The sequence below is a fragment of the Telluria sp. AZSoR62 genome (genome assembly GCF_058111565.1).
Map to the genome: position 1 here is coordinate 234381 of NZ_JBYTST010000009.1, position 19501 is coordinate 253881.

The window sequence follows — 19501 nt, forward strand, 5'->3', positions numbered from 1 at the left end:
AGGGGCGTCGTGCTGTAACGCAGGCGGTGCTTGCGGACTGCGCCCGGCCGTGGCTAGCGCCCCATCCGCAGGTCGAACTTCCAGGTAATCAGGCGCAGCCCGCTGATGAACAGCGCGCTCGACCACAGCGCGAAATCGTGCTCGACGCCGTAGTTCCCCATCACCAGGAACAGCCAATTGCCGAGAAAAGCGCAGATCGCGTAGGGTTTGCCGTCGCGGAAGACCATCGGCACCTCGTTGCAGACGATGTCGCGCAGGACCCCGCCGAAGATCCCCGTGATCACCCCCATCATCGAGGCGATGAAGATCGGCATGTTGGCGTCCAGCGCCGCCGACACCCCGGCGATCGAGAACAGCCCCAGGCCGACCGCATCGGCAATCACGATCAGGCGCTCCGACACCATCTGGCGCAGGGTGCGGATCAGGGGCGAGGCGACCAGGGCCAGCACGAAGATCAGGATCGCGTATTCCTGGTGCGTGACCCAGAACAGGGGGCGCTTGTCCAGCAGGATGTCGCGCAGGGTGCCGCCGCCGAAAGCGGTGATGAAGGCCACCGTGAAGACCCCGACCAGGTCCATGCGCTTGCGCCGGGCTTCGATGAAACCGGAAAAGGCGCCGACCAGGATCGCCATGATTTCAATAAACTTGATGAGGGTCATGCGCAAAGGGTTAGCGGGAACTTTTATTAGACTACCATGCGGCTCTGCATTAACGTAAGGGCATTCGTCCGCGTACAGTGCCGTCATTGCCGCTGGAGCCACCATGGCCAAGACCCGTCCTTGCATCCTTCCCGCCGCCGCCCTCGCCGCCATGCTTGCCGCCCCCGCCTGCGGCGCGGCCCCGCTCCAGGTGCGGTACGAGCACCTCGACTGGGAACTGGCCTGCGATAACACCCGCACCTGCCATGCCGCCGGCTACCACGTGGAAGAGGGCGAACCGGCGGCGGCCTCGGTGCTGCTGGTGCGCAGGGCGGGTCCGGGCGCCCCGGTGACGGCGCGCTTCCAGGTCGGCACCTATGGCGAAGACGAAACCGCGGCGCGGCTGTCGAAATCGAATCTGCTCACCATGCGCATCAACGGGCGCGTGATCGGCACGGTGGCGGTCGACCGCGACACCATGATCGCGGACCTGAGCCGCAAGCAGACCGAGGCCCTGGTGGCGGCGCTGGCCGGCAAGGCCACGCTCGATTGGGAGGGCGGGGGCATGCACTGGGCCGTCTCCGGCAAGGGCGCGGCCGCGGTGCTGCTGAAGATGGACGAATTCCAGGGGCGGCTGGGCACCCCGGGCGCGCTGGTGCGCAAGGGGACGAGGCCGGAAACGCTGGTGCCGCCACCCGTGGCCGCGCCGGTCGTCGATGCCGCCCCGGTGCCGCCGGCCACGCCGCGCAAGCTGGCGCGCGAGCAGGTGCGCCTGCTGCTGGGCGAATTGCAGTCCGCCCCGGGCGGCGCCGAATGCGAAGACCTGGCCGACGTGGCCAAGGGCGGCAACGCGCTGACGGCGGTGCGCCTGTCGCACGACAAGCTGCTGGTGTCGGCACGCTGCTGGATGGGCGCCTATAACACCGGCAATGGTTACTGGGTGGTCAACGCCGCGCCGCCGTATGCGCCGCTGCTGGTCACGACCCTGGGCACCGATTACGACGAGGGCGTCATCAGCGCCTCGCACAAGGGACGGGGCCTGGGGGACTGCCGCTCGTCGGACGAATGGGTGTGGGACGGGAAGCGCTTCGTGCACACGGCGTCCAGCACCAGCGGCAAGTGCCGGCTGGTGGCGCCGGGCGGGGCCTGGCATTTGCCGGTGCTGGTGGCGGTGGTGCGCAAGGCGGGGGAATAGCCGGCGCGAGAACTGCACACTTCCGAATCGTCGAAACCCGTAGGGTGGGCAGATTCTGCCCACGCGTTCCCATCACGGCTGCTGCCCGCGCGGCTCTTCCAGATCTGACTATTACCGCGTGGACAGGGGCCTGCCCGCGCTACGGTGTTGGACGAATCGACCCTGGCGTCTCAAGCGCGCAAGGGAAGGCGCAACGCAAACACCACCCGCCCATCCTCGTGCCGGTACGTCAGCTCGCCCTGGTGCTCGCGCACGATCTGCTGCGCGATGTAGAGCCCCAGGCCCATCCCGGTGCGGTTGCGCGGATTGTTCAGCGAGGCGCGCTTGAAGGGATTGAACAGGGTTGCCGCGACGTCCGGCGCAATCGGCGCGCCGGCGTTGCTGACCTCGACCACGGCATCCTTGCCGCTGATCGACACGCACACGCCTACCTTCTCGCCCAGCTCGCCGTGGTGGCGCGCATTGCTCAGCAAATTCGACAGCACCTGGGCGATGCGTCCGCTGTCGGCGTCGACGGTGGCCGGCGCCGCGCATTCCAGCTCGAAGGCGATGTCGGGATAGGCCAGGCGCGCCTCGTCGATCAGGTCTTCGACCAGCGCGCTCAGGTCCACCGGTTCGGGCGCGACGCCCAGGCCGATGCCGCCGTCGATGCGGCTCATGTCCAGCACCTGCCCGATCATCTTCTGCATGCGGTTGGTCGAGGACTGGATGCGCCGTCCCAGCGTCGGCTGGCTGTTGCCCTGCTGGAGCACCATGCCGGCCATGTTGATCGAATGGAGCGGGTCGCGCAGGTCGTGGCCCAGCATGGCCAGCAACTGGGCGCGCGTGGCCTCGGTTTGCGCCCGGCGCGCATTCATCACGCGCACCAGTTCGGCCAGGGTCAGCCGGGCGTTGGCCAGCACGGTCTGCTCCCAGCCGATTGCCATCCCGCGCACGGTTTCATGCCAAGCGTCGAAGGAGCCGCGCGGCGTCAGGCGCGCGCCCAGCGGGCCGGTGGCGGTGCTCTTTTCCGGCTGGCCGGCCCAGGCCACCTGCTCGATCTGCTCGATCCGCAGCAGGATCAGCCAGCCGCCGGCCGCCGGGTCGTAGGGCAGGGCCAGCATGCCGACCCATTTGCCCAGCTGCGCATGCATGCTTGACGGCCAGTCGTGGAGCGATTCGCGCATTACCAGGTCGTGCCCACTGTCCGGCAGCGAGGCGACCACCGCTTCGGGCAGGCCCGCAGGAAGGCCGCCGCGCGCCAGCAGCTTGCCGTAGTGGCTCGCCACCAGGCCCTGGGAGGCGGAGGAGTCCATCAGCGCCTGCGCATGGCGTTTCACCACGTCGAGCGGCTCCTCGTCGAGCAGCAGGTCTTCGATCAGGGCGGTGCGGGTCGACGACGAACGTTCCACCAGTTCGGACTGCTGGCGCGCTTCGATGCTGTGGATGGTCGAGGCCATCACCTGGGCCAGCACGTCGGCCGACATGCGGATCGCGTAGGGTACGAGCTTGCTCGACATGTGGTGGCAGGCGATCAGGCCCCACAGGCGGCCGTTGATCACGATCGACACGCTCATCGATGCGGAAACGCCCATGTTCTTCAGGTATTCGATGTGCACCGGCGAAACGCTGCGCAGCACCGCATGGCTCATGTCCAGCGGTGCGGCGCCGGGTTCGCCCAGCAGCGGCACCGCGTTGTAGCCGATGTCGGCAATGACGCGCAGGGTATTGAGCGTGTACAGGCGGCGCGCCTGTGCCGGAATGTCCGAGGCAGGATAGCGCTGGCCCAGGTAAGGGACCAGGTCCTCGCGCCGGCTTTCGGCGACCACGTCGCCGCTGTCGTCGGCGCGGAAGCGGTAGGCCATGACGCGGTCGAAGCCGGTGAATTCGCGCACCTGCTGCACTGCGCTGGCCAGCAGGCCGTCGATGGTCTTCTGGCGGCGCAGGCGGTCGATCGAGCCGTGCGCCTTGACGGCGAACAGCGCCACATCGTGCGCGGCCACGTCGCGCCGTTCGAATTCGGCGATGACGCGGCCGTAGGCCGCGTGCACGATGCAGTCGTAGTCGGCGCCCTTGACCGACACCGGGACCACCGAGGGGGCGACATCGTCATCTTGGTGACCCGTGAATTCGCCCACCAGGTCGAGGGCGTCGGCCGGCAGGGCCAGCGTCGTGAACGGCGCCCCGAGCTGGGGTTCGATGCCCAGCAGTGCGGGCGCATTCGCGCTCCAGCCTTCAAGGATGCCGTCGGGAGTGAAGAAGAGCAGGGCGCCGTGGGGCTGGATCGAGCCGGGGATGTGGATGGGCTCGTCGGCGCAGGAAAGGAGGTCGACCTCGCGGCCGTGCTCCATGGGGATCACGGAAGTTCCGTTCAATTGCCTGCCTTTCCTTATCGTCAAATTCGGCAAATCGCCGTCTGCCGTATTTTACATGGAACGATTATTTCCAGACACACGCCACTGTTGTGTCTGTACAAATCTTGGACGCGATCAGCCCTCCAGTGCGGGGCGCAGCAGGACGATCAGTGCGCCGTGCCCGCCGTCCTTCTTGCCGGCCACGCAGAAGGCGACGACTTCGCCCATCTGCACCAGCCAGCTGTGCACGATCCCGCGCAGCACCGGTTCGCCCCGGGGGGAACCGTAGCCGATGCCGTGCACGATGCGCACGCAGCGCACCCCGCGCCGGTTGGCATGGTAGAGGAAGTCGACCACGGCGTCGCGCGCCTGGTCGCGGTTCATGCCGTGCAGGTCCAGTTCGTCCTGTACCGGCCAGTGGCGCTTGCGGAGTTTACGCACCACGTCCGGGCCGACGCCGTCCTGGGCGTAGCTCAGCGACGGGTCTTCGTCGAGCAGGCCGTCGACGTCGAAACCGTCCGAGAGCGACTCGCGCAGCACGGCTTCGGTTTCTTCTTCCTCGGTCAGGGGGCGGCGGTCCTGGAAGGCGCGCTCGGAGGCCACGTAGACCGGGCGGTAGACGTAGCGGTCCGATTCGGGGATCTTGTGCACGCCCTCCATCGCGCCGCGGAATTCCACGGCGCGTTCGCGCGCGATGCGTTCACGCTTCTCGCGTGCTGCCTGTTCGATGGCGCGCACGCGCTCGTCTTCCTTGAGCTTGTCGCGCAAGCCTTTTAGTTCGGAAAAGTCTTTCATGCCCGCCATCGTAAGCCGTTCCTTTATTTGGGATCGTCTTCCAGCGCCTCCAGGTAGCGCTGGGCGTCGAGCGCGGCCATGCAGCCGGTGCCCGAACTGGTGATCGCCTGGCGGTAGACGTGGTCCTGCACGTCGCCGGCGGCGAACACGCCCGGTGCGCTGGTGGCGGTGGCCATGCCTTCCAGGCCCGAACGGGTCTTGATATAGCCGTTGTGCATCTCGAGCTGGCCTTCGAAGATACCGGTGTTCGGCTTGTGGCCGATCGCCACGAACAGGCCGTGCACGCTCAGGTCCTTGGCCACGCCGGTTTGGGTGGACTTGATGCGCAGACCGGTCACGCCGCTCTGGTCGCCCAGGACTTCTTCCAGCGTGTGGTTATATTCCAACACGATCTTGCCTTCCGAAACCTTGTGCAGCAGGCGGTCGACCAGGATCGGCTCGGCGCGGAACTTGTCGCGGCGATGGATCAGCGTGACCTTGTTGGCAATGCCCGACAGGTAGAGGGCTTCCTCGACCGCGGTGTTGCCGCCGCCGATGACCGCGACTTCCTGGTTGCGGTAGAAGAAACCGTCGCAGGTGGCGCAGGCCGACACGCCCTTGCCCATGAAGGCCTGCTCCGACGGCAGGCCGAGGTACTGGGCCGAGGCGCCGGTGGCGATGATCAGGGCGTCGCAGGTGAACTCGAACGAATCGCCCACCAGGCGGATCGGCTTCTCGTTCAAGTAGGTCGTGTGGATGTGGTCGAACACGATCTCGGTATTGAAGCGCTCGGCGTGCTGCAGCAGGCGCTGCATCAGCTCCGGACCCTGCACACCCAGCGGGTCGCCCGGCCAGTTCTCGACGTCTGTCGTGGTCATCAGCTGGCCGCCCTGCTCGACGCCGGTCACCAGCATCGGGTTCAGGTTGGCGCGCGCTGCATAGACGGCTGCGCTGTAGCCGGCAGGACCGGAACCGAGAATCAGGACTTTGGCGTGTTTGGTAGTAGTCATCGAGGAAGGCTTCTTAAGATATGAACAGACGGAAACTGGGGGCGACTGCCGCAGGAATCAAGGCTTGGCACAGCCCGGGATTATAAGCGATGATGCAGTCAAGCATGAATCGTGGTCGGCCCGGGCCTATATGGCTTAGAATGCTCGGATCGCCGATAGCGGACACTTCAGCAGAACACTTCAGCACGACCTCGCATGAGCAAGAATAGCCAAGCCAGCACCGCAGGATACACCCGCACCCCGGCCACCGCCCGCCAGCCCCTGCCGGGCCGGCTGTCGCGCCTTCTGTCAGAAGCGCGCTGGATCGCCATGGCCGTCGCCTTCCTGTATTTCGTGCTGATCCTCGTCAGTTACAACAAGGGCGACCCGGGCTGGTCGCACGCCAACGCGGTGCCGAAGATCGCCAACCTGGGCGGCCGCGCCGGCGCCTGGCTGTCCGACCTGTTGCTGTTCATCTTCGGTTTCTCGGCATGGTGGTGGGGCGTGATCTTCCTGCGCGGCGTCTGGCAGGGCTGGCGCCGCCTGACCGACCGCCTGGCCCCGCCGGAGGAAGCGCCGCATGCCGGCGAAATGTACGTACGCTGGGCCGGTTTTGCCATCATGTTCGCCGGCAGCCTGGGCCTGGAATACCTGCGCATGTGGTCCTGGAACGTCGAATTGCCGCGCGCCGCCGGCGGGGTGCTGGGCCAGCTGATCGGCCACGCCAGCCATACCGCCTTCGGCTTTACCGGCGCCACGCTGCTGCTCCTGCTGCTGTTCGGCCTGGGCTTTTCGCTGTTCTTCCAGGTGTCCTGGCTGGCCGTGGCCGAGCGCATCGGCGCCTGGGTCGAGTCCAGCGTCGACTGGTTCCGCCTGCGCATCGAAGACCACGAAGACCGCAAGCAGGGCGAAGCCGCCGCCGTCAAGCGCGACGAAGTGGTGGTGCACGAGCGCCAGAAATACACCGAAAAGCATCCGGCCCCGACCCCGATCGTGAAGGCCGAGCCGCAGCTGGAGATGCGCGACGAGATTGATGACGCGCCGCGCGCCGTGCCGCCGCCTCCCTCGCGCGCCGAGCCGGTGATCCTGCCGCCGTCGATGCCGTCGGCCGCCGCGCTGTCGGCCCCGAGCCCTTCGACCATCAAGATCGAGCCGCAGATGGTGAACGTGCCCAAGTCCGAGCGCGCCCAGAAGGAAATGCAGACGCCGCTGTTCCGCGAGCTCGATGCCGATTCGCCGCTGCCGCCGCTGGCGCTGCTGGACGAAGCTCCGCCCGCGCAGGAAACCGTGTCGGTCGAGACCCTGGAATTCACCAGCCGCCTGATCGAGAAGAAGCTGTCCGACTTCGGCGTCGAAGCCAAGGTCGTTGCCGCCTATCCGGGGCCGGTGGTCACCCGCTACGAGATCGAGCCCGCCACCGGCGTGAAGGGTAGCCAGATCGTCAACCTGGCGCGCGACCTGGCGCGCTCGCTCTCGCTGACCTCGATTCGCGTGGTCGAGACCATCCCGGGCAAGAACTACATGGCCCTCGAACTGCCGAACCCGAAGCGCCAGATCGTGCGCCTGTCGGAAATCGTCGGCTCGAAAGTCTATGGCGACAGCGCCTCCAGCCTGACCGTCGCCCTGGGCAAGGACATCGCCGGCAAGCCGGTCTGCGCGGATCTCGCCAAGATGCCGCACCTCTTGGTGGCCGGTACCACCGGCTCGGGTAAATCGGTGGGCATCAACGCCACCATCCTGTCGCTGCTGTACAAATCCGACCCGGCGGATGTGCGCCTGATCCTGATCGATCCGAAGATGCTGGAGATGTCGGTCTACGAGGGCATCCCGCACCTGCTCGCGCCGGTGGTGACCGACATGCGCCAGGCCGGCCACGCCCTGAACTGGGCCGTCAACGAGATGGAGCGCCGCTACAAGCTCATGTCCAAGCTGGGCGTGCGTAACCTGGCCGGCTACAACACCAAGATCGCGGAAGCGGCCAAGCGCGAGGAGCACATCCCGAACCCGTTCTCGATCATGCCGGACAACCCGGAGCCGCTCGAGAAGCTGCCGACCATCGTCATCATCATCGACGAATTGGCCGACCTGATGATGGTCGTGGGTAAAAAAGTGGAAGAGCTGATCGCCCGTATCGCCCAGAAGGCGCGCGCGGCCGGCATCCACCTGATCCTGGCGACCCAGCGTCCGTCGGTGGACGTGATCACGGGCCTGATCAAGGCCAACATCCCGACCCGCATCGCCTTCCAGGTGTCGAGCAAGATCGACTCGCGCACGATTCTCGACCAGATGGGCGCCGAAGCCCTGCTGGGCATGGGCGACATGCTCTACATGCCGCCGGGAACCGGCCTGCCGATCCGCGTGCATGGCGCGTTCGTGTCGGACGACGAAGTGCATCGAGTTGTAAAACATCTTCAGTCGCTGGGCGCCCCGAATTATATTGAAGGCATTCTCGAAGGCGGAACGCTGGAAGAGGGCAATGCCGAGGGCGTACCTGCGGGCGAGGGCGGCGGCGAGTCCGACGCGCTCTACGACCAGGCCGTGGCCGTGGTGCTCAAGAACCGCAAGGCCTCGATCTCGCTGGTCCAGCGCCACCTGCGCATCGGCTACAACCGCGCGGCCCGCCTCATCGAGCAGATGGAGCAGGCCGGGATGGTGTCGCCGATGCAGAGCAACGGCAACCGCGACATCCTCGTGCCGGCGACCGCCGCCGAATAATTTCGCCAGCGTTTTGCTGAACCGGGGCATTGGCTGTCGAACAGCCGCGCCCCGTAGGGTGGGCAAGTTCGTTGCCCACGCGTTCAGCGTGCGCAGGCGAACCACAACAAGAGGAATCCAGATGAAATTCACGACTCATAAATTCGCTTTACTCGTCGCAGCCTCCACCTTGGCATTGAGCGGCGCCGCCCAGGCCAGCGCCCTCGACCAGTTCAAATCCTTTGTCTCGAGCACCAAATCCGCCAAGGGCGAATTCACCCAGCAGCAGCTGACGAAATCGAAATCCGGCAAGGCTGCCCCGGTCTCGAGCGGTACTTTTGTGTTCGCCCGGCCCGGCAAATTCATCTGGACCTACCAGAAGCCCTACGACCAGCTGCTGCAGGCCGACGGCGACCAGCTCTACATCTACGACAAGGACCTGAACCAGGTCACCGTGCGCAAACTGGGCAATGCCCTGGGTTCGTCCCCGGCCGCGATCCTGTTCGGCAGTAACGACCTGGAAAAGAACTTCACCCTGACCGAAGCCGGAGAGCGTGACGGCGCCGAATGGCTCAATGCCGCGCCGAAGACGAAGGACACGACGTTTGAACAGATCGCCATTGGCCTTAAGGGTGGGGTGCCGGTGGCGATGGAGCTGAAGGACCAGTTCGGGCAGGTGTCGGTGCTGAAGTTCACGAACTTCCAGCGCAACCCGGCGCTGGGCGCGCAGCAGTTCAAGTTCGAGACGCCGAAGGGCGCCGACGTCGTCAAGCAGTAAGCCCCGCTCTACCGCGCTCCGGTCCCGGCTCTGCCGGGATCGATCGTTTACACTAGGCGCATGCACACCCACCCCATTGCCCACCTGAGCGCCGGAGCGCGTCATGGATGACCTGTTCAAGACCGAGCCTTCGCCGCCGCTGGCCGAAGCCCTGCGCCCGCGCACCATCGACGAAGTCATCGGCCAGAGCCATTTGCTCGGGCCCGGCAAGCCGCTGAACCTGGTGTTCAAGTCGGGCAAGCCGCATTCGATGATCCTGTGGGGCCCGCCGGGCGTGGGCAAGACCACGCTGGCGCGCCTGACCGCCTATGCCTTCGAGTGCGAATTCATCGCGCTGTCGGCCGTGCTCTCGGGCGTGAAGGACATCCGCGCCTCGGTCGAGCAGGCCGAGCACTACCTGCAGCAGGGCAAGCACACGATCCTGTTCATCGACGAGATCCACCGCTTCAACAAGTCGCAGCAGGACGCCTTGCTGCCCTTCGTCGAGTCGGGCCTGGTCACGCTGATCGGCGCGACCACCGAGAACCCGTCCTTCGAGGTCAACTCGGCGCTGCTGTCGCGCTCACAGGTCTATGTGCTCAAGGCCTTGAGCGACGAGGAGATGCGCCTGCTGCTGAAACGCGCTCAAGAGAAGGTACTGCAGCACCTGACGTTCGACGAAGTGGCGATCGACACCCTGGTGGGGTACGCCGACGGCGACGCGCGCCGCTTCCTGAATCTGCTGGAGCAGACCAAGACCTCGGCCGAGACGAGCGGCATCACCACCATCACCGCCGACTTCGTCGAAAACGCGCTGACGCTGAACGCGCGCCGCTTCGACAAGGGCGGCGACAATTTCTACGACCAGATCTCGGCCCTGCACAAGTCGGTGCGCGGCTCGCATCCGGATGCAGCGCTGTATTGGCTGTGCCGCATGTTGGATGGCGGGGCGGACGCCAAGTACCTGTCGCGCCGCATCGTGCGCATGGCCTGGGAAGACATCGGCCTGGCCGACCCGCGCGCGCTGCAGGTGGCGAACGATGCGGCCACCACCTACGAGCGCCTGGGTTCCCCCGAGGGCGAGCTGGCGCTGGGGCAGGCCGTGGTGTATCTCGCCATCGCGGCCAAGAGCAATGCCGGCTACAACGCCTTCAATGCGGCCATGGCGTTTGTGAAGAAGGATAAATCGCGCGAAGTGCCGGTCCACCTGCGCAATGCGCCGACCAAGCTGATGAAAGAGCTCGGCTACGGCCACGAATACCGTTATGCCCACGACGAGCCGCATGCGTATGCGGCAGGCGAAACCTATCTGCCGGACGGGATGCGCGAACCGGGCTGGTACCAGCCGGTGCCGCGCGGGGTGGAAGCGAAGATCGCGGAGAAGCTGGCGTTCTTGCGCAGCCTCGACGACGAGGCCGGAAGCTAGCTGCCCTTTGCGGCCTTGATCATCAGGCCGGAGAGCTCATCGAAATATGCCAGCGCCGCCGGGGTCAGGTCGACCTGCTTGCGGCGGCTGTCCTCGGTGTCGCCCAGCACCAGCCAGCCCTTCTTGCGCATCGAGGTGATGCGCGCATGGATCGTCGCCGGCGCCCCCAGTCCATCCTGGCCCATCAGGTCGCGTACGCTCAGGCGTTCCTCGAGCTGGCGCGCGCGGCCGACCACGGCGAGGATGCGTTCCTCGAGCGGGTCGAGCGGCGGCAGGGCGGGCAGGGCGCGCAGCGCATCCATCAGGTTCAGGAAGCGCAGGTAGATGTCGGCTGGACGGGGCGGCTTGCTCATGGCGGCGATGGTTTGGTAGTCATAGCTTATTGCTCAATTAATAAGAGTAACTGATATAATGCTTTGATATATTAGCCTAGCTTATTTTACCCTGCGCCCCATGTCCGGCATACACTTGAAACTTGCCATGATCGCCGGCACGGCGCTCCTCTTCCTCGGCACGATCGGCCTGAACGAATTGCTGTTCGCACGATTCGAATTCGCCCATGGTATCAGCTGGATCTACTTGCCGGCGGGCGTGCGCCTGCTGTGCATCCTGCTGTTCGCCGAAGCCGGGGCGATCGGCATCCTGATCGCCTCCTGGCTGATCTGCATTTTCTATTTCTTCCCGAACGACCCGATCCGCTCGTTTGCCGGCGGGATCCTGGCCGCGCTGGCGCCCTATCTGACCTACCGCCTGCTGGTGGCCGGCCGGGTCGGGCCGTCGCTGGCCGGACTCGGTCCCTGGCGCCTGCTCGGCTGCGCGCTGGCCTTCTCGATCGCCAGTCCTCTGATGCACCACATCTGGTTCGCCTTGCAAGGCCAGCAAGAGGGCCTGGTGCGCGGCTTCTTCGTCATGGCCAGCGGCGACCTGATCGGCACGCTCATCGTGCTTTATACCGCAAAACTGCTGCTTTCCATGCGCCAGCAATAATTATAGTGGTAGGTAAGTAATATTTCTTTACAGAAAAATCAAAGCTCGGTAGCATCTGCTCTCGTTTTTGCAACGTTCTAAATTCTATAACAATAGGGATGTTTCATGCTGAAGAGACCGATGCTGCTTGCGAGCAGTGTATTGGCGCTGTGCGCCGCCCTGCCTTTGTTGTCGGGCTGCGAAGATGTGCGCGAAAGCCTGGCCTCGGCCATCAAGCCGGCCGGCGCCGCTGAAGTCGCCACCAAACTGCGCCAGCAGGTCGCGCAGGGGAAGTTTGCCGAAGCCAGCCTTGAAGGCGCCAGCTTCCTGAAGGACAAGCAGGATACGGCCGGCGTCGTGGCCTGGGAGACGGCCAAGGCCAGCGCCCAGGCCGGCAAGCTCGACGAGGCCATCCGCTACGCGGGCCTGGCGGTGCAGGGCGGCACGGTCAGCGGCATCGACCTGATGTCCGAGCCGCTGCTCGAACCGGTACGCACCGATATCCGCTTCGTGACGCTGGCCGCAGGCGAGGGCGCCCCGGCCGCAGCCGTGTTGCCTGCCGCCGTTGCAGCCCCGCCGTCCGATGCGCAAGCCACCATCGGCGCCGGCGGCGTCAAGGCCAGTGCCGGCGACGTGTCGGTCCAGCTTCCCGAATAAATCCGCTCCACTCCACACTGCACAACATGAAAAAGACCCTCCTGCTGTCGGCGCTGCTCGCGCTCGGCGCCATTGGCACGCCCGGCATCGCCGCAGCCGAAACCTTCTCGGCCAACGGCGTCAAGGAACTCAGCATCAAGGCCAGCGGCGACCTCGTCAACGCACGCCGCATCGCCCGCGAACAGGCGGAACTGGCCGCCGTCGCCAGCGTGCTGCGCCTGAAACTCAGCGCCAACCCGAACGACCCGAAGGTGAAGAATGCGCTGGCCGAACTGCGCACCCAGCTGGCCGACAACCTGCGCACCAGCTTCCAGGCCGAAGGCGACATCCTGACCGCACGCGCGAGCCTGCAGGTCGATTCGAGCGTCTTCCTCGACATGACCCGCTCGCTGGAGCTGGGCTCGAAAATGGCCGTCAGCAGCGCCAAGGTGCTGTTCCTGATCGACGAATACTATGGCGTCGGTACCAAACTCGACCCGTCGCAGCCTTTGGTGACCGAGATCGACTACTCGCACGACAAGAGCTCGATGTCGGACCGTAGCTCCTCCGTGTCGGCGTCGCGCAGCGCGTCGAGCAGCTCGGCCAGCGCGGCCAAGGGCAGCTTCGCCGCCGCGTCGAGCGACAAGTCCGCCTATGCAAACAGCTCGGCTTCGTCCGCCGCGGGGCGCGACCGCGCATCGTTCTCGGGTTCGGACAAAGCCTCGTTCAGCGGCTCTGACCGCGGCGCCGTGGCGCTGCAGGACGGCTACGGCGGCTCGGCCGCAGGCGCCCGCAATGTGCAGGCCAGCGGCTCGCGCGATAGCCAGGCGTCCGGCGCGCGCGACACCCAGTTCGCCGCAGCCCAGAAGTCGGCCGCCGCCGGCAGCGCGTCCTCGCAGGCCGCCGTCAGCGCCAGCCACTCGAGCGCCAGCGCCGCCAGGTCCAGCAGCGCGGCCAGCTACGCCGAGAAGAACAACGACGTCCAGCGCCAGACCGACGTGGTCAACCTGAAGGTCAAGCAGGTCTTCGCCGGCATCGACAACGCCAAGCCGGCCGACAGCGAGTCGGCCCTGATCAACCAGAAGCTGCAGCAGGTGGTGGGCGAATTCGACCTGGCGGTGACCGACGAGCGCGACTTCCGTGTCGAGAACGGCCGCCGCCTGACGGTGTCGGACATCACCCGCCTGCAGAAATTCGACAGCTACCTGAAGAAGGCGGCGAGCGGTACCTACAAGGCCAAGTACCTGGTCTACGGCCAGGCCGTGATGCAGTCCGAAGGCAGTTCGCCCAGCGGCGAGGTGCTGTGTTCGGGCCAGCTGGCCCTGAGTTCGGCCGACGTCGACACCGGCGACAGCTTTGCCAAGGGCACCATCGGCAAGCGCGCCTCCGGCTCGAGCGACCAGAACTGCCGCGCCAACCTGGCCGACGCCCTGGCGCGCTCGCTGGCCGAAACCATCGGCACCAAGGCGCGGCGCGACCTGCAGCAGGCCAGCGCCCAGGGCAGCCCTTACGTGGTGTCGGTCTACAGCGCCCAACGCATCCCGGGCAAGCTGCGCCGCGACTTCGAGGCGCGCCTCAAGGAGATGGCCGGCGTGGTCGAATTCGGCGAGGGCGACAATGCCTCGGACGAGCTGCGCAGCTGGAAGGTGACGGCCAAGGGCAACTTCGGCACCCAGGTCAACGACCTGGTGGACGAGTACATCGAAGCGGACAACAGCGCCTTCCGCGGCGGACGCTATGAACGCCGCGGCAACCGCCTGCTGTTCTGCCTCGACGGCAAGTGCCCGGAGCAGATCTGATGCGTCGCCTGTTGCAGGCGTCCGGCCTGCTCGCCAGCCTGGCGGCCGCCTTGCCGGCCGCCGCGGCCTCGTTCTACCTGTTCCCGGTGCAGGAAATCGAAGGCATGTCCGTGGAGGCCCGGCAGGCGCGCTCGCTGCTCGATCCGAAGCTCATGCAGCGCCTGTTCGACGACCCGGCCGGGCAGGCGGCGCAAGCCGCACTGATCAGGCGCTTCGTCGGCCAGTTGGGCGCCGCCTATCCGGCCTCGATCATCCATGCCAGACAGGTCGCCGACAACAAGGTCGGGAGCGGCCACCGCTTCATCAACGACAACAGCTTGCAGTGCAAGACGGCGCCGTCGTTCGCCGTGGCCGACACCTATGCGGTCCTGCTGGGCATCACCCGCGCCTCGCTGTACGAGGTGGCGCGCGGCGACAACGTCGAAGTGCTGGTGCCGGTGACCCTGAGCCTGCAGTTCGTTCGGCCAAGCCTGGCCAAGGTGGTCTACACGATGAGCGAAACCGTGTACACGCCGTTTCGCTTCAGCCGCGCCGAATACGCGTCCGGCGCGATGGACGCGACCATGCGCGCCGAGGTGCTGAAGAATATCGAGGCCCAGGTCGATACCCTGGTCGCCAATGCGCGCGCGGCGTTCGACCCGAAAGCCACCGCAGTGAAGCTGGCCGACAGCGACGGCAAGTTCCTGGTCGCCGACCGCGGCGTGGAAGCCGGTTTCGTCAAGGGCGAGCAGGTCGAAGCGCAATCCGCGGACGGCAAGGCCAGCATCTTCGACGTGCTGTATGCCGACAGCGGCTACGCGGTCCTGCGCACGGCGATGGGCAGCGCATCCAGGGGCGACACCCTGCAATTCACGTTCGAGGGCACGGGCGACGACAGCCGCAAGCCGCGCCTGTTGCCGGTGGTGGGCGAGCACGACGCGGCCTCGAATGCGGTGGCCGATATCTTCGGGCGCGCGATCGGCTTCAAGGCCTCGTTCCAGCTCAGCCCCGTGGACGTGCACTTCCGCCAGACCAGGCAGCTGATCACGCGCTCGGCCAACTGCGTCGACTGGAACAGGCTGCCGAGCATGGCGGAAGCGTCCGGCATCCGCACCGATCCGCCGGACTTCTTCCTGCGCTTCACGCCGGTGACGACGCCGAGCGTGACCCTGAGCGGCACCGCCGGGACCAAGACCGAAGAGCGCTTCCATACATTGGTGAGCGCGCAGGTGGTGGACCGCTTCGGCAAGGTCGTGTTCTCGGAACTGGGCGACGACGACTATGCGATCGAGCGTGTGAAAGGCAGCGGCCTGGATGCGACCCAGGCGCGCGAGATCTCGCTGAAGAACGCGACAGGCAAGCTGGCGCAGAACTTCCTGGCCAATGTGCGTTTCGCGCCGCGCGAGCTGCGCATCGCGAAGGTGGACGCGGAGCGCATCTGGGTCGAAGGCATGGGCGGCGTCCCTGGCCAGCGCCCGAGCTTCGACGTGCTGCATCCGCTTTCGGCCAGGGTGCACGGCAAGCCGGCGCTGCTGGACCTGGACGTGGCCGGCGGACGCCTGGAGCCGGTAGGCGAGGGCGCCCTGGTTGGCCTTTCCTATTCCTCCACCAATCCAGGCCTGCCCAGGCCGCAGCGCGGCGACATCCTGCGGGTGTACGACCAGCAGCTGCCGGGCGTGACTGCGGTAGTGGATTGCGCGGAACCCGTCTACGTCGGCCAGAACAGCGTGGCCGACGCCGCGTATGCGGCGCCGCTGGTGCGCCATGCACTGTACCGCTCGCGCAAGCATGCGGGGCACCTGGGCGACCCGGCTTTCTACAGCGACGCGAACCTGTTGCTCAAGGCCGGCATGTTCGACACCGAGCTGCAGGCGCCGCGTCTTCCGGTGTGCGTGCAGCCGGGCTATGTGATCCGCGAAGAAGCGGCCAGCTGCGAGGGCGAGGCCTGCAAGGCCACCGTGACGCTCGGTCTGGTGGCGCGCTTCAAGAGCGGCGGCGAAGTCACGAAGACCGTGACCTCGGGGCTGCGGACCGAATTCAGTGGGATGCCGGCGGCAAGCAAGGCGGCGTACTACGGATACAAGGAGCTGGGCAACGGGCTGGCGATGCAGCCCGACCTGCTCAAGAAACTCGATAACTAAAACAGGGAGTGATGAAAAATGAAAAAGATTGCACAAGCAGTGATGATGGCGGCATGCCTCATGGGCGCCGGAGCGGCGCACGCACAGTTCGGCGGCCTGGGCGGCCTGCTCAGCGCAGCCAAGGGCGGCGGCGGTGGCGACATCAGCGCGGATGTGAGCACGTTTGTCACGCAAAGCGCGGCGCTGAGCCAGCTCACCGGCCGTTCGGTCATCGCGATCAAGCTGGCCTTCGACAACGCCGAGCAGCGCGCCCTGACCAAGGCCGAGCTGGACGCCATCGCGAAGCTCACCGACACCAAGGAGCGCGACGCACGCCAAGCCAGGCTGGTCGAGTCGGCATCGGCCGAAGCCAAGCGCCTGTACGACTCGGGCGAGATGAAGAACAAGATGAGCACCCTCGACAGCGCCAGCAAGAAGCAGGTCGGCGACGCACTGCTCAACTACGGCATCGGCGCCCTGCAGGCGGTCGCGCTGACCAGGACCGGCCAGTCCCTGATCGCCAAGGCCAGCGCCAATCCGCTGTCGCTGCCGCAGATCATCCCGGTCAAGGATTCGCTGCCGCTGCTGGGCAAGGTCGTTACCGATTCGGGCGGCTTCATGGCCGGCGTGATCAAGCTGGCGCAGGGCGCGAAGATCGACGTGCCGACCCCGAAGGCCGACTCGAAAGCGGTCGACCTGGCCTTCTAAGCACCCCGCACCAGGCCGCGGCTGGCGCGCTTCGACAGGCGCCTGGCCGCCGCCGACGCCTCGAATACGAAGGAACGTCGGCCAACATGCCGGCTACGCGCGGCCGGTCCGCGCTTTGTGCATTCTGGGCCATGTTTTCCGCGCTTCGTCGCAAGTCGATGGCGCTAGCTGGGGACGATCGATAAAGTTCAACCATACCGAAGCACTTATCGCAACGATCAACCCCAAGGAGCCGTACCATGAACATCCGTAAAAACTTCGAAGCCGTCTTCCTCGCCGCCGCCGCACTGGGCCTGGCAGCGAGCTACGCCACCGCCGCCGCACGCCCGGTCGAGGTCGTGAAAGCGCCGACCGCGATCCTGGTGGACACCACCATGCACGTGGTCGTGGTCAAGGCGCCACGCTTGAGCGTCGCGCAAAAAGCCGGCCTGAACTGAAGCAGGGAAGGGCTGGCGGGTAGCCCGGCAAGACGGTCGCTGGAACCGTTGCCGAAACTCGCTGACAATGGCTGTCGGCTTGGTACAATTGTGTTTTCGACATACGCAAGCCCAACCCGACATGATTGACATCCAACTTCTCCGCAAAGACATCGACAACGTCGCCGCGCGCCTGGCGAGCCGCAAGTTCCAGCTCGACGTGGCTGCCTTCAGCGCCCTCGAAGCCGAACGCAAGGCCATCCAGACGCGCACCGAAGAACTGCAGGGCAAGCGCAACTCGCTGTCCAAGCAGATCGGCATGATGAAGGGCAAGGGCGAAGACACGACCAGCGTGATGGCGGAAGTGGCCGGCCTGGGCGACGAACTCAAGGCCAACGAAGCCGCGCTCGCCGACGTGCAAACGAAGATGGCGCGCTTCATCGAAGCGGTGCCGAACCTGCCGCACGAAAGCGCCCCGCAGGGCCAGGATGAAACGGGCAACGTCGAAGTGCGCAAGGTCGGCACCCCGCGCACTTTCGAGTTCGAAGTCAAGGACCACGTCGATATCGGCGAGCAGCTCGGCCTGGACTTCGAGACCGCGACCAAGCTGACCGGCTCGCGCTTTTCGATGATGAAGGGCGGCATGGCGCGCCTGCACCGCGCGCTGGCCCAGTACATGCTCGACACCCACACCGGCCAGCACGGCTATACCGAGTGCTACACCCCCTACATGGTCAACGCCGATTCGCTGCGCGGCACCGGCCAGCTGCCGAAGTTCGAAGCCGACCTGTTCTCGGTGAAGAAGGGCGGCGTCGAAGGCGAAGGCGAGACCTTCTACCTGATCCCGACCTCGGAAGTCTCGCTGACCAACGTGGTGCGCGACGAGATCGTGGCGCTGGACGAACTGCCCTTGAAGATGACCGCGCACACCCCGTGCTTCCGCTCGGAAGCCGGCAGCTACGGCCGCGACACCCGCGGCATGATCCGCCAGCACCAGTTCGACAAGGTCGAGCTGGTCCAGGTGGTGCACCCGGAACAGTCGTACGCGGCGCTCGAAGAGATGGTCGGCCAGGCCGAATTCATCCTGACTTCGCTGGGCCTGCCGTACCGCGTCATGTTGCTGTGCACCGGCGACATGGGATTTTCTGCCGCCAAGACCTACGACCTGGAAGTGTGGCTGCCGGCGCAAAACACCTACCGCGAGATCTCCTCGCTGTCGAATTGCGAAGCCTTCCAGTCGCGCCGCATGCAGGCGCGCTTCCGCAACGCGGCGGGCAAGCCGGAGCTGGTGCATACGCTCAACGGCTCGGGCCTGGCGGTGGGACGCACGCTGGTGGCGGTGCTGGAGAATTACCAGCAGGCTGACGGCAGCGTGGTGATTCCGGAGGTGCTGCGGCCGTATATGGGCGGGTTGGAGCGTCTCTCGCCCGCTTGAAGCGGATAGGGCAAGTTTTGCGCGGCAGCTGAATTTGCTCTTCCGTTTTTGCAAGAGGCTCGCTATAATGCGTGTCTTGCAGCGACCGCAACACCGATTTAGGAGAGGTGGCAGAGTGGTCGAATGTACCTGACTCGAAATCAGGCGTACGTTAAATCGTACCGTGGGTTCGAATCCCACCCTCTCCGCCAGTAGTTAGAAGAAAGCTCCCTCGGGAGCTTTTTTCGTTTCTGAAATAATCTTTCGTTTGACGCTGTTTACTGAAATATTCTTTCATGCGGCGTTTGGTGCTGGCGATGAAAAAATTTATGGTGGGGCATCTTTTCACTTCTACGAACAGCCGCTATAATTCGGCCTCGCTTACAGCGACCGCAACACCGTTTCAGGAGAGGTGGCAGAGTGGTCGAATGTACCTGACTCGAAATCAGGCGTACGTTAAATCGTACCGTGGGTTCGAATCCCACCCTCTCCGCCAGTAGCATTAAAAAAGCTCCCGCTTGGGAGCTTTTTTATTGCGTATGCGGAAGGAGTAAGCCGCCTGCGCGGCTTACGCGTGGGATTCGAAGCCTCGCGCATATTTGCGCGAGGGCGGCCCGCAGCATGTGGGCGAATCCCACCCTCTCCGCCAGTAGTCAT

General features: G+C 65.6%; 16 protein-coding genes and 2 tRNA genes. 13 read left to right on the forward strand and 5 right to left on the reverse strand.

Going from position 1 to position 19501, the window contains the following annotated elements; genetic code table 11:
• Window positions 1-53: 53 nt before the first annotated feature.
• Window positions 54-659: a trimeric intracellular cation channel family protein gene (locus AC3XQU_RS15815; protein WP_489875116.1), complete on the reverse strand. Its 606-nt coding sequence runs from the start codon at window positions 657-659 to the stop codon at window positions 54-56.
• 103 nt (window positions 660-762) lie between these two features.
• Here AC3XQU_RS15815 and AC3XQU_RS15820 point away from each other — a divergent pair, with 103 nt between their 5' ends.
• Complete coding sequence (locus AC3XQU_RS15820) at window positions 763-1833, forward strand: DUF1176 domain-containing protein (protein WP_489875117.1); 1071 nt, start codon at window positions 763-765, stop codon at window positions 1831-1833.
• A gap of 170 nt (window positions 1834-2003) precedes the next feature.
• On the opposite strand, the gene AC3XQU_RS15825 is transcribed toward AC3XQU_RS15820, so the two are convergent.
• From AC3XQU_RS15825 to trxB, 3 genes are all read right to left on the reverse strand, one after another.
• The gene (locus AC3XQU_RS15825) at window positions 2004-4187 is read right to left on the reverse strand and encodes an ATP-binding protein (protein WP_489875118.1); all 2184 of its coding nucleotides are present in this window, start codon (window positions 4185-4187) and stop codon (window positions 2004-2006) included.
• Between the two features lie 114 nt (window positions 4188-4301).
• Complete coding sequence (locus tag AC3XQU_RS15830) at window positions 4302-4970, reverse strand: Smr/MutS family protein (RefSeq protein WP_489875119.1); 669 nt, start codon at window positions 4968-4970, stop codon at window positions 4302-4304.
• 14 nt (window positions 4971-4984) lie between these two features.
• The gene (gene trxB / locus AC3XQU_RS15835) at window positions 4985-5950 is read right to left on the reverse strand and encodes a thioredoxin-disulfide reductase (protein WP_489875120.1); all 966 of its coding nucleotides are present in this window, start codon (window positions 5948-5950) and stop codon (window positions 4985-4987) included.
• Window positions 5951-6145: 195 nt separating this feature from the next.
• Here trxB and AC3XQU_RS15840 point away from each other — a divergent pair, with 195 nt between their 5' ends.
• The 3 genes from AC3XQU_RS15840 (at window position 6146) to AC3XQU_RS15850 (ending at window position 10806) form a co-directional block, all read left to right on the forward strand.
• Window positions 6146-8644: a DNA translocase FtsK gene (locus AC3XQU_RS15840; protein ID WP_489875121.1), complete on the forward strand. Its 2499-nt coding sequence runs from the start codon at window positions 6146-6148 to the stop codon at window positions 8642-8644.
• Between the two features lie 121 nt (window positions 8645-8765).
• Window positions 8766-9401 carry an outer membrane lipoprotein chaperone LolA gene (gene lolA, locus AC3XQU_RS15845; RefSeq protein ID WP_489875122.1) on the forward strand — a complete coding sequence of 212 codons (636 nt, stop codon included), beginning with the start codon at window positions 8766-8768 and terminating at the stop codon, window positions 9399-9401.
• 103 nt (window positions 9402-9504) lie between these two features.
• Window positions 9505-10806, forward strand: a complete 1302-nt coding sequence (locus AC3XQU_RS15850; protein WP_489875123.1) for a replication-associated recombination protein A — start codon at window positions 9505-9507, stop codon at window positions 10804-10806.
• On the opposite strand, the gene AC3XQU_RS15855 is transcribed toward AC3XQU_RS15850, so the two are convergent.
• Window positions 10803-11159, reverse strand: a complete 357-nt coding sequence (locus tag AC3XQU_RS15855) for a winged helix-turn-helix domain-containing protein (protein WP_489875124.1) — start codon at window positions 11157-11159, stop codon at window positions 10803-10805. The two genes, AC3XQU_RS15850 and AC3XQU_RS15855, sit on opposite strands and share 4 nt — an antisense overlap.
• 115 nt (window positions 11160-11274) lie before the next feature.
• Here AC3XQU_RS15855 and AC3XQU_RS15860 point away from each other — a divergent pair, with 115 nt between their 5' ends.
• The 9 genes from AC3XQU_RS15860 (at window position 11275) to AC3XQU_RS15900 (ending at window position 19340) form a co-directional block, all read left to right on the forward strand.
• Complete coding sequence (locus AC3XQU_RS15860) at window positions 11275-11793, forward strand: hypothetical protein (RefSeq protein ID WP_489875125.1); 519 nt, start codon at window positions 11275-11277, stop codon at window positions 11791-11793.
• Window positions 11794-11898: 105 nt separating this feature from the next.
• Window positions 11899-12429: a hypothetical protein gene (locus tag AC3XQU_RS15865; RefSeq protein ID WP_489875126.1), complete on the forward strand. Its 531-nt coding sequence runs from the start codon at window positions 11899-11901 to the stop codon at window positions 12427-12429.
• Window positions 12430-12455: 26 nt separating this feature from the next.
• A complete protein-coding gene (locus AC3XQU_RS15870) occupies window positions 12456-14207 on the forward strand; it encodes a hypothetical protein (protein WP_489875127.1) in 1752 nt (583 codons plus the stop codon).
• Window positions 14207-16327 carry a hypothetical protein gene (locus tag AC3XQU_RS15875; protein WP_489875128.1) on the forward strand — a complete coding sequence of 707 codons (2121 nt, stop codon included), beginning with the start codon at window positions 14207-14209 and terminating at the stop codon, window positions 16325-16327. The genes AC3XQU_RS15870 and AC3XQU_RS15875 overlap by 1 nt, the downstream gene beginning before the upstream one ends.
• Window positions 16328-16345: 18 nt before the next feature.
• A complete protein-coding gene (locus AC3XQU_RS15880; protein WP_489875129.1) occupies window positions 16346-17014 on the forward strand; it encodes a hypothetical protein in 669 nt (222 codons plus the stop codon).
• 239 nt (window positions 17015-17253) lie between these two features.
• The gene (locus AC3XQU_RS15885) at window positions 17254-17451 is read left to right on the forward strand and encodes a hypothetical protein (protein WP_489875130.1); all 198 of its coding nucleotides are present in this window, start codon (window positions 17254-17256) and stop codon (window positions 17449-17451) included.
• Window positions 17452-17572: 121 nt separating this feature from the next.
• A complete protein-coding gene (gene serS, locus AC3XQU_RS15890; RefSeq protein WP_489875131.1) occupies window positions 17573-18865 on the forward strand; it encodes a serine--tRNA ligase in 1293 nt (430 codons plus the stop codon).
• A 101-nt stretch (window positions 18866-18966) separates the two neighbouring features.
• Window positions 18967-19056, forward strand: a tRNA-Ser gene (locus AC3XQU_RS15895).
• A gap of 194 nt (window positions 19057-19250) precedes the next feature.
• Window positions 19251-19340 (forward strand) — tRNA-Ser (locus AC3XQU_RS15900).
• The last annotated feature ends 161 nt before the right edge of the window (window positions 19341-19501 follow it).

Coding starts and splice junctions, on each gene's coding strand:
- AC3XQU_RS15855 (WP_489875124.1), bottom strand. CDS start 11,159: ATGAGCAAGCCGCCCCGTCCAGCCGACATCTACCTGCGCTTCCTGAAC.
- lolA (WP_489875122.1), top strand. CDS start 8,766: ATGAAATTCACGACTCATAAATTCGCTTTACTCGTCGCAGCCTCCACC.
- AC3XQU_RS15880 (WP_489875129.1), top strand. CDS start 16,346: ATGAAAAAGATTGCACAAGCAGTGATGATGGCGGCATGCCTCATGGGC.
- AC3XQU_RS15875 (WP_489875128.1), top strand. CDS start 14,207: ATGCGTCGCCTGTTGCAGGCGTCCGGCCTGCTCGCCAGCCTGGCGGCC.
- AC3XQU_RS15865 (WP_489875126.1), top strand. CDS start 11,899: ATGCTGAAGAGACCGATGCTGCTTGCGAGCAGTGTATTGGCGCTGTGC.
- AC3XQU_RS15820 (WP_489875117.1), top strand. CDS start 763: ATGGCCAAGACCCGTCCTTGCATCCTTCCCGCCGCCGCCCTCGCCGCC.
- AC3XQU_RS15830 (WP_489875119.1), bottom strand. CDS start 4,970: ATGGCGGGCATGAAAGACTTTTCCGAACTAAAAGGCTTGCGCGACAAG.
- AC3XQU_RS15815 (WP_489875116.1), bottom strand. CDS start 659: ATGACCCTCATCAAGTTTATTGAAATCATGGCGATCCTGGTCGGCGCC.
- AC3XQU_RS15840 (WP_489875121.1), top strand. CDS start 6,146: ATGAGCAAGAATAGCCAAGCCAGCACCGCAGGATACACCCGCACCCCG.
- serS (WP_489875131.1), top strand. CDS start 17,573: ATGATTGACATCCAACTTCTCCGCAAAGACATCGACAACGTCGCCGCG.
- AC3XQU_RS15885 (WP_489875130.1), top strand. CDS start 17,254: ATGAACATCCGTAAAAACTTCGAAGCCGTCTTCCTCGCCGCCGCCGCA.
- AC3XQU_RS15850 (WP_489875123.1), top strand. CDS start 9,505: ATGGATGACCTGTTCAAGACCGAGCCTTCGCCGCCGCTGGCCGAAGCC.
- trxB (WP_489875120.1), bottom strand. CDS start 5,950: ATGACTACTACCAAACACGCCAAAGTCCTGATTCTCGGTTCCGGTCCT.
- AC3XQU_RS15870 (WP_489875127.1), top strand. CDS start 12,456: ATGAAAAAGACCCTCCTGCTGTCGGCGCTGCTCGCGCTCGGCGCCATT.